Annotated in this window: 14 protein-coding genes; 10 read left to right on the forward strand and 4 right to left on the reverse strand. The window is 31.0% G+C overall.

Annotation, left to right across the window (positions count from 1 at the left end; translation table 11 throughout):
* Positions 1 to 16 precede the first annotated feature (16 nt).
* The 10 genes from LQ694_RS10785 (at position 17) to LQ694_RS10830 (ending at position 11,773) form a co-directional block, all read left to right on the forward strand.
* Complete coding sequence (locus tag LQ694_RS10785; RefSeq protein ID WP_218696736.1) at positions 17 to 961, forward strand: hypothetical protein; 945 nt, start codon at positions 17 to 19, stop codon at positions 959 to 961.
* Positions 961 to 3,594 (forward strand): glycosyltransferase, encoded by a 2,634-nt coding sequence (locus LQ694_RS10790; protein ID WP_239772035.1) that lies wholly within the window; start codon positions 961 to 963, stop codon positions 3,592 to 3,594. Before LQ694_RS10785 ends, LQ694_RS10790 begins: the two co-directional genes overlap by 1 nt.
* Before the next feature lie 30 nt (positions 3,595 to 3,624).
* Positions 3,625 to 5,451 (forward strand): hypothetical protein, encoded by a 1,827-nt coding sequence (locus LQ694_RS10795; RefSeq protein WP_218696734.1) that lies wholly within the window; start codon positions 3,625 to 3,627, stop codon positions 5,449 to 5,451.
* A gap of 21 nt (positions 5,452 to 5,472) precedes the next feature.
* A complete protein-coding gene (locus LQ694_RS10800) occupies positions 5,473 to 6,285 on the forward strand; it encodes an ABC transporter permease (protein WP_048542142.1) in 813 nt (270 codons plus the stop codon).
* Positions 6,286 to 6,297: 12 nt separating this feature from the next.
* Positions 6,298 to 7,509 carry a glycosyltransferase family 4 protein gene (locus tag LQ694_RS10805; protein WP_070373028.1) on the forward strand — a complete coding sequence of 404 codons (1,212 nt, stop codon included), beginning with the start codon at positions 6,298 to 6,300 and terminating at the stop codon, positions 7,507 to 7,509.
* A 58-nt stretch (positions 7,510 to 7,567) separates the two neighbouring features.
* On the forward strand, positions 7,568 to 8,410 hold the full coding sequence (locus LQ694_RS10810) for an ABC transporter ATP-binding protein (protein WP_369919396.1): 843 nt from the start codon (positions 7,568 to 7,570) through the stop codon (positions 8,408 to 8,410).
* Positions 8,411 to 8,433: 23 nt separating this feature from the next.
* Positions 8,434 to 9,759, forward strand: coding sequence for a glycosyltransferase (locus LQ694_RS10815; protein WP_218696732.1), 1,326 nt, complete (start codon positions 8,434 to 8,436; stop codon positions 9,757 to 9,759).
* Between the two features lie 145 nt (positions 9,760 to 9,904).
* Positions 9,905 to 10,186, forward strand: a complete 282-nt coding sequence (locus LQ694_RS10820) for a hypothetical protein (RefSeq protein WP_048542148.1) — start codon at positions 9,905 to 9,907, stop codon at positions 10,184 to 10,186.
* 56 nt (positions 10,187 to 10,242) lie between these two features.
* Positions 10,243 to 11,004, forward strand: coding sequence for an alpha/beta fold hydrolase (locus tag LQ694_RS10825; protein ID WP_058611493.1), 762 nt, complete (start codon positions 10,243 to 10,245; stop codon positions 11,002 to 11,004).
* Positions 11,005 to 11,017: 13 nt separating this feature from the next.
* Positions 11,018 to 11,773, forward strand: a complete 756-nt coding sequence (locus LQ694_RS10830; protein WP_096791267.1) for a nucleoside phosphorylase — start codon at positions 11,018 to 11,020, stop codon at positions 11,771 to 11,773.
* 503 nt (positions 11,774 to 12,276) lie between these two features.
* Here LQ694_RS10830 and qoxD read toward each other — a convergent pair.
* Genes qoxD through qoxA form a run of 4 tightly spaced genes read right to left on the reverse strand, consistent with a single transcriptional unit; the run spans position 12,277 to position 16,265 of the window.
* Positions 12,277 to 12,570: a cytochrome aa3 quinol oxidase subunit IV gene (gene qoxD, locus LQ694_RS10835; RefSeq protein WP_049319378.1), complete on the reverse strand. Its 294-nt coding sequence runs from the start codon at positions 12,568 to 12,570 to the stop codon at positions 12,277 to 12,279.
* Positions 12,567 to 13,175 (reverse strand): cytochrome aa3 quinol oxidase subunit III, encoded by a 609-nt coding sequence (qoxC, locus tag LQ694_RS10840; protein ID WP_048542156.1) that lies wholly within the window; start codon positions 13,173 to 13,175, stop codon positions 12,567 to 12,569. The genes qoxD and qoxC overlap by 4 nt, the downstream gene beginning before the upstream one ends.
* Positions 13,168 to 15,162, reverse strand: coding sequence for a cytochrome aa3 quinol oxidase subunit I (qoxB, locus tag LQ694_RS10845; RefSeq protein ID WP_048542158.1), 1,995 nt, complete (start codon positions 15,160 to 15,162; stop codon positions 13,168 to 13,170). The genes qoxC and qoxB overlap by 8 nt, the downstream gene beginning before the upstream one ends.
* Positions 15,162 to 16,265 (reverse strand): cytochrome aa3 quinol oxidase subunit II, encoded by a 1,104-nt coding sequence (qoxA, locus tag LQ694_RS10850; RefSeq protein ID WP_048542159.1) that lies wholly within the window; start codon positions 16,263 to 16,265, stop codon positions 15,162 to 15,164. The genes qoxB and qoxA overlap by 1 nt, the downstream gene beginning before the upstream one ends.
* Positions 16,266 to 16,515: the final 250 nt, after the last annotated feature.

The following is a 16,515-nucleotide window of genomic DNA, read 5'->3' on the forward strand; positions in this document are numbered from 1 at the left end:
ATTGAGGGGTCTTCATATGATAGACGTTAAAAGTCCAATTATTCAAAGCGGTTTAAGCTTTCAAATTATTTTAAGAGAACCAGAAAATCAAGAAATATTTGATGTAGATAATGATGAACTTACGGTCGGCTATGCGTCTGACTATTTAAATAAAGCATTAAAAGTTATTTCTGTAAAAGTGATAGAAAGTGAACTTTATGGATTAATTGTGAGAGGTACGAATATTATAGGATGGACAAGATTAAATCATTCTATCAAATTAATTTCGAAACCTATTGATACGATAAGAGTGGATTTACGTCATTTCTCTACACCACAAATTAATAGAGAACTAGGATTTAAAGTTGATTATAACTTGTTGTTTAAAGAAAAGAACTTTTCATCTAGAGCGTTGTATTTAATTGAAGGTGAAGTGTTAGAAGCTGTATTTAATAAAGGGACATTTACAGGGTTTGTGCCTACGAAAGATATAGATAGAGCAATTCTTATTAATAAAAAAGTATCAATAGAAGAATCTACAGTCTTTTATCAAGATAGTGCATTGCAAAAATCAATCGATTTATCATTGGATGAAGAACAATTTGATTTCAATAACGTCTCGATTGATATGGTGTTCTTAAAGGCAGAATCGGTAAGGGTCATTATTAAAAAGAAAAAATATTGGATAAGCTTAAATGATTTAGAAGATAAAAGTATTATTAAAGATTTAGAAGCTAAGCAATATGAAAATTATAACGAGTTAACACTAGAACAGCTGGATATGATTACAAACTTTCAAGAAGAAAGAAAAGAGTCAAAATCTGCAATTGTTCGTTTGATAAACGAAAATATCTCATTACAAAAAACAAATAAAAAAGAAGAAAAAGCGCAGTATGAAAGACTATATATGAATTTGAAAAATTCTAAATTAGGAAAGATTCAAACGAAATACTGGAGTTGGAGAAATAGGAGGAAATCATAATGTCTTCAAATATGCCAACAAATATCAATCAAAAAAGTAATATCGAATCCACTAAAGAGGCGTTAGTTAATTTTGATGATAAAACAAAAGTTGAACAATTAGAAGAAGTATTAGATATTGTTGAACAAGATTATATGTATGGACTATATAAATTAAAAAAGGTTAAAGATCATACAAATCATCATAATTACTATAAAAAAGTAGCAGAAGAATCCAAATTAGATTTCCTTGAAAATCACCAACAACATTTATCAAAACTTGTGAATTCTGATACGTCACGTGTATTTATTAAAAATAAATACAAAGTTGGTCTCATTGCTGATGAATTTTTATATAACTCATTTAAAGATATAGGTAATATCGTTTATTTAGATAGTGAATTTACGGATTTAAGTAGAGATATGGATGTTGTGATTGTTGCGACAGCATGGAGAGGTATAGACGGAAGTTGGACAGGGTTAGCTTCAGTAAATAGTGAGAAGCGAAGAATGCTTATTGAAGGCATTCAAAAGGCTAGAAAGTTTAATATACCAATCGTCTTTTATTCTAAAGAAGACCCTGTCAATTTCCATTTATACAAAGATATCGCGACAGAATGCGATATTATCCTGACATCTGCTGCTGAAGTGGTAGAAGATTATAAAGAATATTGTCAAAATGATAAAGTACATGTACTTCAATTTGGTATTAATCCTCATTACCATAATCCAGTAGGTACGAGAAGTCCATATAATAAATCATTTAAAAACGATGTTATTTTTGCAGGAAGTTGGACTGAGAAATATCCTGTTAGAAACCAAGAATCTGCAAGAATCTTTGATGAATTGATTAATAATGAAAATGACTTAACAATTGTCGATAGAAACTTACCGTTAAGAAGAAGACGTTATCAATTCCCAATGAAATATATCCCATACTTAACAATGCCAATTGATCATGAAGAACTAATGAAATTGCATAAAGTATATAGATGGGCTGTAAATGTCAATTCAGTAAAATATTCAGAAACGATGTTTGCGAATAGAATATTTGAATTGCAGGCTTTTGGGAATTTAATCTTATCTAACTATTCAGTAGGTGTTAATAATCAATTTCCAAATGTATTTATGATTAATCATAAAACAGATGTGGCACCAATCATGAACCAATATCAAGAATATGAAATAGAAGATATGCAGGCCAAAAGTATACGTAGTGTGATGAGAAATTGTACGACGTATCATCGTTTAGATGAAGTCCTATCATATATTGGCATTGAACCGACTCAAAAAGCATCACAAATTCTCGTAATTGTTGATGCATTAACGGATAAAATGAAAGACATTCTATATCGACAATTACATGTTCAGTTTGATGTTATAGAAGCTCAAGATACAATAGAAGATGTATCACAATATGATTTTATAACTTACATGAAAGATTCAATTGAATATGAGGAGTACTATTTAGAAGATTTATTAACAGCATTTAAATATGTAGATGTTGATTTTGTTACGAAAGATAAACAACATGAAGCACATCAATTTATTGAAAAAGCCCAAGATAAATATGTAACAATGTATCATAAAAATATATTCGATTATCAATTGAATACCACACAGTCTCAAAATGGCTATAATTTAGATCAATCAGAAATTTATGATGCATCTTTATATGGTCAAAATAACCACAATAAAAAATTAAGTGTTATTATCCCAATTCATAATAATGGTACTTATTTAGAAGACAAGTGTATGAGAAGTTTAAGAAGATCTTCAATATTTAAAGAAATGGAAATTATATTCGTAAATGATGGTAGTACGGATTCTGAAACGATATCTATTATTAATCGATTAAGAAGACGATACCCAGATATCGTTTACTATGCATATGAAGAAGGGTCAGGCAGTGCTTCAAGACCAAGAAATAAAGGTGCTGAACTTGCCTCTACAGATTATATTACTTATTTAGACCCTGATAACGAAGCTACTGGTGATGGTTATGCAACATTATTAGAAGAAATAGAATCGAATAAAGATGTTGATATGGTTGTCGGTAATATTATTAAAGAAGATAACAAGCGCAGAGCACTGTTTAATTATGCTGGCACAGTGATGAAGTATAACGACGGAAAATTATTAATCGAAGATCCTAAAAAATATATGAAAAAATGTGGTTTACGTGCTCAAAGTATTCAAGCTTTAATTATTAAATCACAAATTATTAAAGATAATCATATTCGAATGATTGAAGGTGCTGCTGGCCAAGATACTTTATTCTTCCAAGAATTAATGATTCATTCTAAAAAAGTACAAGCTGTAACAGATGTTATTCATATGTATTATGCTGCTGTGTCTGGATCAGTTACAAATTCGATTTCTAAGAAGCTATTTGATAAATATTACACGTTAGAAATTGAAAGAATTCCATTTTACGAAAAACATGGATTACTAACATCCTACTTAGAACATAGATTTAATTTTTACGTTAAAGGCTGGTATTTACCAAGATTAGAAAAAGTAAAACCGGAAGAAAGAAAAGAAGCGGTAGAACGATTTTTAGAAATATATAGTTTGTATGATCAATATAAACGTCCAGAAGACCATGATTTAAATCAATATGTTGAACACCTAAAACAAGAGGTTCAGCAATAATTACGTGATTGATATAAGGGGGTGTGTATGATGGATAATATATTCATAAATTTTAACAAAGCATATATGATCGTTCCTCGACAAATTTCAATTGAAGATAAAAACTATCGTCAATATGTTCAATTCACTGACTTTACGATTTATTTTTCAAATGATTTAAGTTCTTATGAGTATACAAAGAATGACATCAAAGTAGTCATATTAGGTCATTTTGTGCATACGAAACATGTCGACTTGAAATATCCTGAAATATGCGCCCAATTATTATCTCACGAAATAGATTCTTATGATTTTCTTGAAGAGATGAGTTTTTATAATGGCAGGTATGTTATGTTGATAGAGTATAATGGACGTTTGCTACTATATAATGATGCAACGTCATTTTTATCATTGTATTATCATGCGTCTCATGATTTATATGCTAGTCATTCTGAATTAGTGAATCAACTCGTGAAATTATGTTTTGATAAGACTTGTGAAAGAATCGCACATAAGTCATATGGATTTTTAGACTATAGCAAATATAAAGATGTTTATAAATTCAATGCCAATACAAGATTCAATATAACAGACCATACTATTAAAAGAATTTATCCAATCAAACCATGTGTTAAAAAATCAGCAGAAGAAGTATATGATATCGTTAATGATGAAATTGAAGCAGCGGTTGAATATTTATTTCAATTTAATCAAAAAGTGATTTGTTCTATTACAGCTGGTCATGATTCTAAAGTATCCTTATCTTATATTAAAGAACATATCAATGATGTGCATTTCTTTACTTATACAAAAAATATAGATGAATTAGAACATGAACAAGCTGCTCATATTTATCGTACAGATGAATATATTTCTCAAAAAATGGCATATAATTTAAATTTAAAGCATACGCTATTTAATATGGATCAACTAGCAGTCAATTCAAATTTGATTGATAGATATCAGTTATATGAAACAGATCATAGTATTTATTTAATCAATTATTATCATGAGAACAGGTCGTTTAATCATTGTATACATTTAAAGTCTACTATCTTTGAACTTGCTAAAAGTATTATTCCGAAGCGGATACAAAGAGCAGACTCATTTTTACCGTATGAAAATGCAATCAAAAAATGGGCTAAAGATTTTCCAGTGGATCAATTATCTCAGGATTATTTATTAGAATTTATTAATAGAAATGATCTCAATAAGACGATTGAATTAGGTTATCATCCTTATGAAACGTTGTATTACGAATCTAGAATGAACGGTTGGCATAGCTGTATTGTTCAAGAAAGTGATGATTATTTAGATGTGTTTAGCTTAATCAATACGAGGCATATTTTATTTGAATTTATGAGTATTAATCAAGAAGATAAGCAGAATCAAATGTTACATAAATTGATGATTAAACATCATTGGCCAATTTTAAATTATTTTCAAATCAATGAAATGAACACTTTAGAGGATCGATTAATTCAATTAGAAGAAGATACAAATAGGGATGTTGAGAGTTTGGCTCATGTTATGATTCAAACTGAAGATTTCTATCGAGTTATACAAAATGAACATAAGTTATTTCGTGCATTAACACCTAAATTTAGTTATGACAATCAAAAGAAAATGATTTTAACGAATACGCAGGATAACACGATTTCACTTGAATTGAGAACATTTTATCATAATAAAAATGGCAGAGATACAGTGTATTTTGATATAGAAAGTGAGTCAATCGACTTAGTAGATTTGAGTAAAAACAATTTAGAATTGACGATAGAACCACAAGCATCTATTACAATTTCTGTCTATGCAAGTAAAAAAATTGAGAAAACATCATGGATCAGCGCTTCACAATTTGAACTTATTGAAAAATAAAAATCAAGTAGGTCGTTATATATGAAGATAGTTACTGAAATCTTTAAAGAACAATTTAATAATTTACCTAAAATTTTTAAACTTGCAATTTATAATATGAAAAGTCAATATGCCAATCATTATCTTGGTGTATTTTGGAATATATTACAACCCATCTTACAAGTTGCTGTATATTATCTTGTGTTTGGTTTAGGGTTAAGAGGAGATGCGAGTGCACAAGTAGTAGGTGTACCATTTTTAGTACATCTTATTTCAGGTTTATTTCCTTGGTTGTTTATATCACAAGGGATCAATACAGGTGCATCTGCTATTCAAGGAAATGTTGGACTCTTATCAAAAATGAAGTTTCCATCTTCAATATTTATATCTATAGCTTTAACTAATAATATGATTAATTTAATGATTACATCGGCCATTTTATTTGTCATATCTGTCATTAATGGATATGTACCTTGGTGGCATTACTTTTGGTTTATATACTTTTTAGTCGCATCTTATGCAATTATTTTTGGTATTTCATTAATTATGAGTACATTAATTATTGTTATTCGCGATACTAAAAATTTACTACAAAATGTTATAAGAATGCTATTCTTTATGACACCTATTTTTTGGGCGATGGAAGAAGCACACGGTATTTTACAAAGGTTAGCAAGCTTAAATCCATTTGCATATTTAGTAGGTGTTTATCGTACAGCGTTTGTACATGGTAATGTTTCCGTGTATGGACAATGGCATGATCATTTATATTTTTGGCTTTTAACAATTATATTATTATTAATAGGTTCATTGGTTCATTCAAGGTTTAAACGGAAATTACTAGACTACTTATAGGGTGTTCATAATATGACAAAGAAATTATTAATGATTTCACAAAATTTTTATCCAGAACTGGGGTCTGCTGCAAATCGAATGAAAATGATGTTCAAAGCTTTTCGTTCAAGTGGTTCTGACCCGACAATGTTAACAACCGAGCCAACATATCCTAACCAAAGTTTATTTGAAGATCAATCATATTTTACAGATGAATCTTTAAATAAATTAGAAAAGAAGAAAATTATTCGAATGAAAATGCATGGTAATAAGCAAAATAGTAATTTTATCATGAGGTTAGTCTATTATATAGAACAATATGTTAGATTAAGAGTCTTCTTGAAAATGCACAATGACGATTATGAAATTGTGTATGTATCTAGTCCGAATATATTTCTAGCTTGGGCGACGTTATTTTTTAAAAGTGCGAAACATCCGACATATGTGTTAGAAATTAGAGATTTATGGCCAGACAGTGTAAATGGATTAAAGCATATTAACATAAGTTTATTTATGCCACTATTAAAATATTTAGAGAAGAAAATGTATAATTCTGCAGATAAAATTGTCATTAATAATGAAGCATTTAGGTCACATATTCAGAAGCGATTACAGCGAAAAGTACCCATATTTTATTTGCCAAATGGCATTTCAAGAAATGAACTGATAACTGAAGAAAAATATAATGATTTTAGTGTTATTTATACAGGAAATATTGGGTATGCCCAAGATGTAGATAAACTTATTTCAATATGCTTAGCTTTAAATGATAAACAAATCAATGTTACAGCGATTGTTTACGGTGTGCAAGCTGACAAGTTTAGAAAAGCTGTGAGGGATTGTAAGTATATTCAAGTGAAAAAACCGATGGATCGAACAGCTTGTTTAACTGAAATATCTAAACATCATATTTCACTTTCAATTTTAGAATCTTCTGATGTGTTTATGAATGTGATGCCTGGAAAAATTGTAGATGCAATTGGAGTTGGAACACCTCCTATATCTAATATTAGTGGTCCAACTGAAGCTATTATTCAAAAATATAATCTAGGGTTTGCAAGAAAACAAGCTTCAATAGATACAATCGTAAACGAAATTGAATCATTAAAATATGATGAACAAGCTTTATCCATTAAAGCAAGGAATGCACGTGAATATCGTGATGAACACCTTATATGGGAAGATAATATTGAAAAGCTTATGACATTTTTAAGAAAAGGTGATAGAGATGACAAAAACTTATAAAATAAAATGTGAAAATGTCTCGAAAGTTTACGATTTAAATGTAAACAGAAAAGATAAGCTGCTATCTTTATTTACTTTTGGATTAAGTTATAAATCTAAACCTTATTATGCTTTACATGACATTTCATTTGAAGTAGAAGAAGGGACATCTGTAGGCATAATTGGACTGAATGGTTCAGGTAAATCAACTTTATCTAATATTCTAGGCGGTGTTGTTGAACCTTCTTCTGGAACAGTTTATACAAATGGTAAGCCGTCGCTGATTGCGATCGGCGCAGGGTTAAATCCTGAATTTACAGGTGAAGAAAATATTCATTATAAATGTTTAATGCACGGTATGACGCAACGAGAAATAAATGAAAAATTTGATGATATTGTTCAGTTTAGTGAACTTGATGAATTTATTTATCAACCTTTAAAATCATATTCTAGTGGTATGAAATCAAGATTAGGCTTTGCAATTGCGATTCATACAGATCCAGATATACTTATTGTCGATGAAGCATTGTCAGTAGGCGATGAAACTTTTTCTAATAAATGTATAGATAAAATGCACGATTTACAAGAACAAGGAAAAACAATATTTTTTGTATCTCATTCAGCAGGACAAATTAAAAAAATGTGTAAAAAAGCTATTTGGATACATTACGGTGAGATGGTAGCGTATGGCGAAGTCAATGATATCGTGGCGAGGTACGTTAATCTCATTCAGAAAGTTAAGAAGAAATCGAAACAAGAACAATTAGAATATAAACGTATTAAAATCCAACAACAACGTAATAAAGAGGTAGATGATTCAGTCATACAAAAAGAAAAAAGACCAACAAGTTTATTAGCGATGATTGGGATAATGGGTGTGGCTTGGATATATATACTGCTATTCCAAGTAGGGATACTATAAATTGCATGGAATGAGGTTATCAAATGAAAAAGGTCACAATGTTTGTATGGAATCATTTTACGAATGATGCAAGAGTCAATAGAGAGTGTACAACTTTAGCGGATAATGGTTATGACGTAAATTTAATTGCGATAAATGACCCAAAAAATACTGCTATTTCAGCTTATGAAGAAATATCTAACACATTTAAAGTTCATAGAGTGAAGAGATATCCATGGTTATTGCAAGCTTATCAAGATCATGGCAAGAAATTCTTATTAGTAGTAGCTGGTGTCCAAATTGTTATTATACCAAGTCTTTTCTATATAAGTTTCACATTAATGGCAGCTTATCTGTTATCACTCGTGGTTGCTGCAGGTATGATAAAGTTTAAAAAAATAAGAAGATGGTTTATAAATGGTGCAATTATTACGAGAATGATTGTAAAAGGTTATATACAAAATGCTGATATATATCATGCAAATGATTTAAACACATTACCTCAAGCTATCGTATGTTCTAAATTACGCTTAAAACCAAAACCTTTAATTTATGATAGCCATGAAGTTCAATCAGACAGAACGGGTTACAATCCGAAGACAATTAAGCGTATTGAGTCGTTCATGTTAAAATTTGTAGATCAAATGATTGTAGAAAATCATACAAGAGCAAAATACAATGAAGATATATATGGATTCTATCCAAAAACATTGTATAACTACTCAGAGAAATACAATATTGAAGAAAAGCCACAAATCAATTTACATAAGAAAATAAGCATCAATGAAGATGAGAAAATTTTACTTTATCAAGGCGGACTCCAACAAGGAAGAGGTCTTGAATTACTTATTGAAGCAATGGATGAAATTGAAGAAGGACATTTACTATTTATCGGAGGAGGGAAGTTAACACAGACTTTAAAAGAACAAGCCGAAGCTTCCAAACAAGCTGATAGAATTCATTTCTTAGATAAAGTACCATTTCAAGAATTACCATCATATACTCGTGAAGCATACCTTGGATTCCAAGTGTTGCAGAACATTTGCTTCAATCACTATTCAGCAAGTTCAAATAAATTGTTTGAATATATGATGGCTCACGTACCTGTTATTAGTTGTGACTTTCCAGAAATTAAGAAAGTAGTAGAAGAAACGAATACCGGTTTAGTTGTGGATTCACATAAAGCTTCAGAAATAGCTAATGCTGTGAATCAACTTGTAAAAGATACAAGCTTAAGAAATCAATTAAGCGAAAACACTAAACAAGCAAAAGAAATCTATAATTGGAATAATGAAAAATCAAAATTACTCGAAGTTTATAATCAATTTGTTCCAATAGAGCATCCAATAACTCAAGTTCATACAAAATAAAGAACGGTCTACCATGCCACGGCATCGTAGACCGTTTTTGTAATAGGTGGAATAGGCATCATTTATTAAAGTAACTTGTATTTTGTAAATATTGGGATTACAATAATATAATTAAGATAGTAACGGTAAAAGGAGTAATTGTAAGATGTACATTAAAAAGAGTATAGAGCGGGTAAGCAATTTTATTGAAGTAGGTAATGAACGAGAAGCAATGATGTTACTAAGAGATTTAGAAGCAAATGTCGTGAGATATGATTTTGAAATTATGGGAGACGGATTCAACAAATTTGCTGAATTATACGTATCACAAAAAAATAGGAAAAAAGCAATCGAAATGTACCAAAAAGCAATCCTATATTATAGAGAAGTCGGAAACCAAGAAAAAGTATCCCAAGTCAGTCGTAACTTTGAAAACCTGATCTTGTAGGGTTGGTTGAGGTAAGTAAGGAAAAAACTACATATATCTTTAATGAAGGAGCTTATATGGAAGAACAAATACTATTTCTTTCTGGTTTAGGCAGTCATAGATTATTTTTGAAAGATTTAAATAACCAATTGGATAATATGAATTTAGTTCAAATTGATCTGCCGGGTCATGGTTTGAATCTAGATGTTATCGTTAATGATTTAAATGAATTAGTAGAGTGGTTTAAAACAGAGATAAAAATTTATGGTAATGAAGAACTAACAATAGTTGGGCATTCATTAGGTGCGGATTTATTATCTTATTTAAGTATCAAAGTTCCACAAATTAAGAATATCATATTATTAGATGGTGGATTATTTAATCTTGAAGATCTAGACTACAGTAGTGAAGTTGAAATTAAAGATACTAAAAATCATTTAGAAAATTTTCAATTTAAGAACTTGGACGAATTTGTAGAGTCAGAAAAAGATGCATATAAAACATGGAATCAAAATTTATTAGAAGCATCAACTGCAAGGATGACTTTCAATTTAAATAAACAAGTTTATGAACTTAATATTAATGAACATTCAATCCTAAAACTATTGCAAATAAGAAGGCAAATCAAATTACCTACCTTCAATCGATTAATTGACAGAAATGTATTGGTTTTATTACCACAAGAACAGGATCAAATCATATTAGACATGAAAATTAAGAATATACCTTCACATATATACTGTAAAACAATCTCTGACAGTGGTCATGATATTTATATAGATAACCCTGTAACAGTGGGAAAAGAAATCAAAAGTTGGCTAAATACTATAAATGTATGAAGGAGGTAATTAAATGATAACCGATTCATTTGATATACAAGGGAAACCAATTGTAAATTTGAGTGACTTCTATGGTGAACAACAATTCAAAGTTGAAGTTTGCTTAATTACATATTCTAAAGAAATATACGATGCTATTCTAAGAGAAAATAAATGTGAAAAAATCGGTGAAATCAATGCCTCTAATGGAGCATTTCCTATATATCAGTTCATTTATAAAGGTAAAGCAGTAGCATTTTATCTATCTGCAATTGGTTCAATGCTTGCTTCTCAATATTGCATGATATGTAATTGGGTAACTGGTGCTACAAAATTTGTAATGTTTGGATCAGCAGGTAGTCTTGATAACGAAAGAACTTTTAATAAATTTATCATACCTATACATAGCTATAGAGATGAAGGAATGTCATATCATTACGCCCCTCCATCAGACTATATTAAAGTGAAGAATGCTAATAAAGTAACTGAAGTATTTAATAAATTAGCATTACCATTTATTGAAGGTAAAGTTTGGACAACTGATGCTGTACTTAGAGAAACAAACCTACAGTATAATAAAAGGAAAAAAGAAGGATGTATTGCAGTAGATATGGAGCTTGCTGGAGTACAAGCAGTTTGTGACTTTCATGGATTTGAACTATTTAGTTTTCTAGTAACTGGTGATGTACTCTCTGAAGGTACATATAATGTTGATGGGTTAAAAGAAGCAAATCATAATATAAATAAATTTCATGTAGCTATGAATATAATAGAAGAACTTAACTTATAAATCATAGAATAGTACTGGTTTAATTTAATCATATACCCCTAACTTAAATATTTAAGTTAGGGGTATTCCATTTATCAAGACAGGTGAAACTAGATAAATAGGAGCTCTGTATTTATCAAGACAGGTGAAACAAGATAAATAGGAGGTCTGTATTTATCAAGACTAATGAAACAAGATAAATAGGCGGCTTGTATTTATCAAGACAGGCGAAACAAGATAAATAGGACACCCTTATATTGCAAGACGCGCATGACTAGCTACATAGAATAGAGCCCCTGAATATTGCAAGTGGAGCATGACTAGCAACATACCGCCTCTCTATATTGCAAGACTGACTAAACAAGCAACATAGCACCCTCAATACAATCTCAAATTCTCAATCAACCAGCCAACCAACTCCCAACCAATCAATTCACACTCCATACCATTAATTCATTCTATCCAAAATAAAAAAGCTGTTAATAAAGTCTCTGACTTTATTAACAGCTTTAAATATATAGGTTTTACATATGGGCGCTGTGTCCGCCAACCATAACCCAATAAGTACCGATTATTACTAATAAAGTAATAATTACTGCGAAGAGTACTTTGAATGCAGTTGCGCGTCCATCTGGTCCTTCTGTTAAATGCATGAACATTAGTAATTGAACTAATGCTTGTAAGAAAGCAAATCCAATAATGATTGATGTTCTTACTTGCAGTGACATGCCAGTGTATAACATGACATAAACAGCTACTAATGTTAGTACAATTGAGAATATTAAACCGACTGTATGTGTAACGACTGTTTTACTCATGATCCACTCACCATCCCTACAAGATAAACTAATGTAAAGATAAAGATCCATACAACATCAAGGAAATGCCAGTATAAACTTCCGATAAATACTTTAGGTGCATTGTGTTCATTTAATCCACGTGTAAGGATTTGGATTAATACACCTGAAATCCAGAATATACCTACAGTAACATGGAGACCATGCGTACCTAATAGTATAAAGAATGAAGACCAGAATGATCCTAATTGAGGTGTAACACCTTCATGTACATAGTGAGTAAATTCGTAAACTTCAAATCCTACGAATCCTGCACCTAAGATAAGTGTGATAATCATCCATACCATCATCATTTTGACATTTTCTTTACGCATGTAGTAAACACCGATACCACAAGTGTAACTACTTACAAGTAATAGGAATGTCATAATCATAACTAACGGTAATTCAAATAATTCTGGTGTAGTGAAACCACCGTATGAACCACTTTTCTGTAATACTAAGAATGTTGCAAATAATGTACCGAATAACGCAACCTCAGCAGTAAGAAAGACCCAAAATCCGAGTTTATTTAATTGGCCTGTTTCATTAACAGTATCAATTGTATTGTGGTGTTCATTACTCATCTTTATTGTCCTCCTTTTCCTGTAATTCTTGTTCACGTAATTCGCGTAATTTTGCTTCATTTTCTTCTAATTCTTCAGCATGAATATGGTAGCCGTAGTCTTTTTCGAAACTTCTCCAAACCATACATGCTAATACGCCAACACCAAAGATAATTGCTGGTATATATGTTTCGAATACTAGGAAGAATCCACCGAATAAGAAACATACTGCCATCCAGAATCCGATATGTGTATTGTTAGGCATATGAATATCTTTATAATCTCTATCATCTAAATAGTGTTTACCATTTTGTTTCATTTCTACAAATGTTTCAGTATCATACCATTTTGGTGTAATAGCGAAGTTATAGTGTGGTGGCATAGCTGAAGCAGTAGCCCATTCTAATGTTCTACCTAAACCATTCCAGTTGTCACCGTTTGCTTCACGTTTCGCTTTACCAAAGCTGTATACAACGTTCCATACTAGAGCTAAGAAACCAATACCCATCAAGAATGCACCGATTGTAGAGATGAAGTTTAATGAGAACCATCCATCTGCTTGAGTGTATTTATATAAACGACGTGGCATTCCATCTAAACCTAATAGGAATTGTGGTAAGAAACATAAGTTGAATCCTAAAGTAAATGTCCAGAATAACCATTGATTAATTTTTTCATTTAATTTGTGACCAAACATTTTTGGATACCAGAATATTAAACCTGCGAAACATGCGAATACAACACCAGCGATGATAACGTAGTGGAAGTGTGCCACTAAGAAATAAGTATTGTGATATTGATAGTCCGCTGCTGCCATAGCAAGCATAACACCTGTAACCCCACCTAATGTGAAGTTTGGAATAAAGGCTAATGAGAATAACATTGGTGATTCAAATGAAATTCTACCTTTATATAAAGTTAATAGCCAGTTGAATATTTTAACACCTGTTGGTACGGCGATTAACATTGTAGATATTGAGAAGAATGAGTTAACTAATGCACCACTACCCATAGTGAAGAAATGGTGAACCCATACGATAAAGCTTAAGAATGCAATACCACAGATCGCCCAGACCATACTTTGATGTCCAAATAATCTTTTTCTAGCAAAAGTAGGGATAATTTCTGAGTAAATACCGAAAGCCGGTAATACTAGAATATAAACTTCAGGGTGACCCCATACCCAGAAGAAGTTAGCCCATAACATTGGCATACCACCATTAGCAACTTCAAAGAAGCTTGTTCCCATTAAACGATCGAACGTCATTAAAGCAAGTGCGACAGTTAAAATAGGGAAGGCTAAGATGATTAATAATGATGTAATTAATGTTGTCATTGAGAACATTGGGATTTGCATAAATTTCATTGATTTAGTACGTAATTTTAAGATCGTAACAAAGAAGTTAATACCTGTCATTAATGTACCAATACCAGCGATTTGAATTGCAATTAAGTAATAATTAATTCCTGTACCTGGACTGAAGTCAGTTGCAAGTGGCGCATAGTTTGTCCAACCAGCAGCTGGCGCACCACCAAGTACGAATGAAATATTAAATAATCCCATTCCTGCAGCAAATAACCAGAAACTTAAGTTATTTAACATAGGGAATGCAACATCTCGAGCACCTAATTGTAATGGTACAACAACGTTCATTAAACCGATTAAGAACGGCATTGCCATGAATATAATCATGATTACACCATGTGTTGTAAAGATTTCATTATAATGCTGAGATTTAAGTAATGTATTATCAGGTGTCATTAATTGTAAACGGATAAGAAGTGCATCTACACCGCCACGGAAGAACATAATGATTGCAGATATAATATACATTACACCAATTTTTTTATGGTCAACTGAAGTTAACCACTCTGTATAAAGCCATTTCCATTTTTTATAATATGTTAGACCACCAACAACGCATATACCTGTTAATACAAGCAATACTTGCGCCATTGTTATCATCCAGTCACTTTGAACGATAAATTCATTCCATGGAAAATTCATTACTTGTCACCTCCATGGTTCTTATCTGAAGATTTTTCATCATCAGTTTTTGCATCTTCTTGCATTTTTTCCATTTCATCCATATGATGTTTTTCTTCTTTTTTGAAGTCACTGTCATATTTTTCGTTATTTTTAAGAATCATAGGTTTCATTCCATGACGGTCATAGTTAGGGTTTGTAACAGTCACTTTGCGTGCAGGTAATACTGGTTTTTCTGTTACACCTTCACTTTCATCATAGAAGTTTGGATCTTTTGGTTCATAGCGGAAACGTTTATAAGCATGGAAAATATATTCAGGATCCGCAGCAGGATCTACGTATGCTAGATGTGTTCCACTAAAAGTAAGTTCCTCATTCTTAGTTGTAGGTAAAATTTGATGATCGAATGTGTCTTGATCAATAGTTTTACGTTTTTGAGATTTAGAGACCCATTTATCATAATCTTTATTGCTTACAGCGTTAACATTAAATGTTTGTCTAGAGAAACCTTCACCATTAAAGTTAGAGTTTCTACCTTTAAATGTACCTGTTTCATTAGCTTGCAATGTCCAGTCCATTGTCATGCTTGTCATAGCGTACTTCTGTCCACCTAATTGAGGTACCCAGAAACTTGTCATTGTATCCATAGATTGTAATTTAAATAGAACTGGTCGACCTTCTGGAATCGTTACATGATTGACAGTTTCGACTTTCTCATCTGGATAACTAAAGAACCACTTAAAGCCTGCACTTGTTGCATAAATAACAACTGGATCTTCTTCTGACTTAGGTGCTTCTTCATAAGAATAAAGAGATTTAATTGTTGGTATAGCTAGTATCACAAGTATGATTACTGGAATAATAAACCATACAGCTTCTAAGACGAAGTTGTGATGCATCGTACCTGATGTTTCATTTTTTGTTTTTCTATATTTAATAATAAATATTAAAAACAAAACGGAGACCACTACAACTATTAAGACCATCATAATAATTGAAAAGATAATTAAGAAATGTTGATCTTCTGCCATAGGGCCTTTGGGGTTTAATACTTCTAAATTTGAACAACCACTAAGTAAAATACCTAATGTTGACATGAGAAGTATTGACTTTAACTTTGCCACGTTTTTTACCTCCCAATTTTCTATATACCTATATATATGGCTAGACCTTAATTTTAAAGGATTTAAACATATTTACAAGGCTATAAAATAGGGTGTAAGCGTTATAATATAAAAATGTATTTAATTAACTTTGATATGACGGGTTTTTTCCTAATTGTTAAATTTTTGTGTACATTTTAAAAATATTTAAAAAAACGAAAAAACATCTTTAAATTGATAAAAACATTGAGTTTTCAGGTTATTAAGAATA

The organism is Mammaliicoccus sp. P-M58 (genome assembly GCF_022386165.1).
In the GTDB taxonomy this organism is placed as follows: domain Bacteria; phylum Bacillota; class Bacilli; order Staphylococcales; family Staphylococcaceae; genus Mammaliicoccus; species Mammaliicoccus sciuri.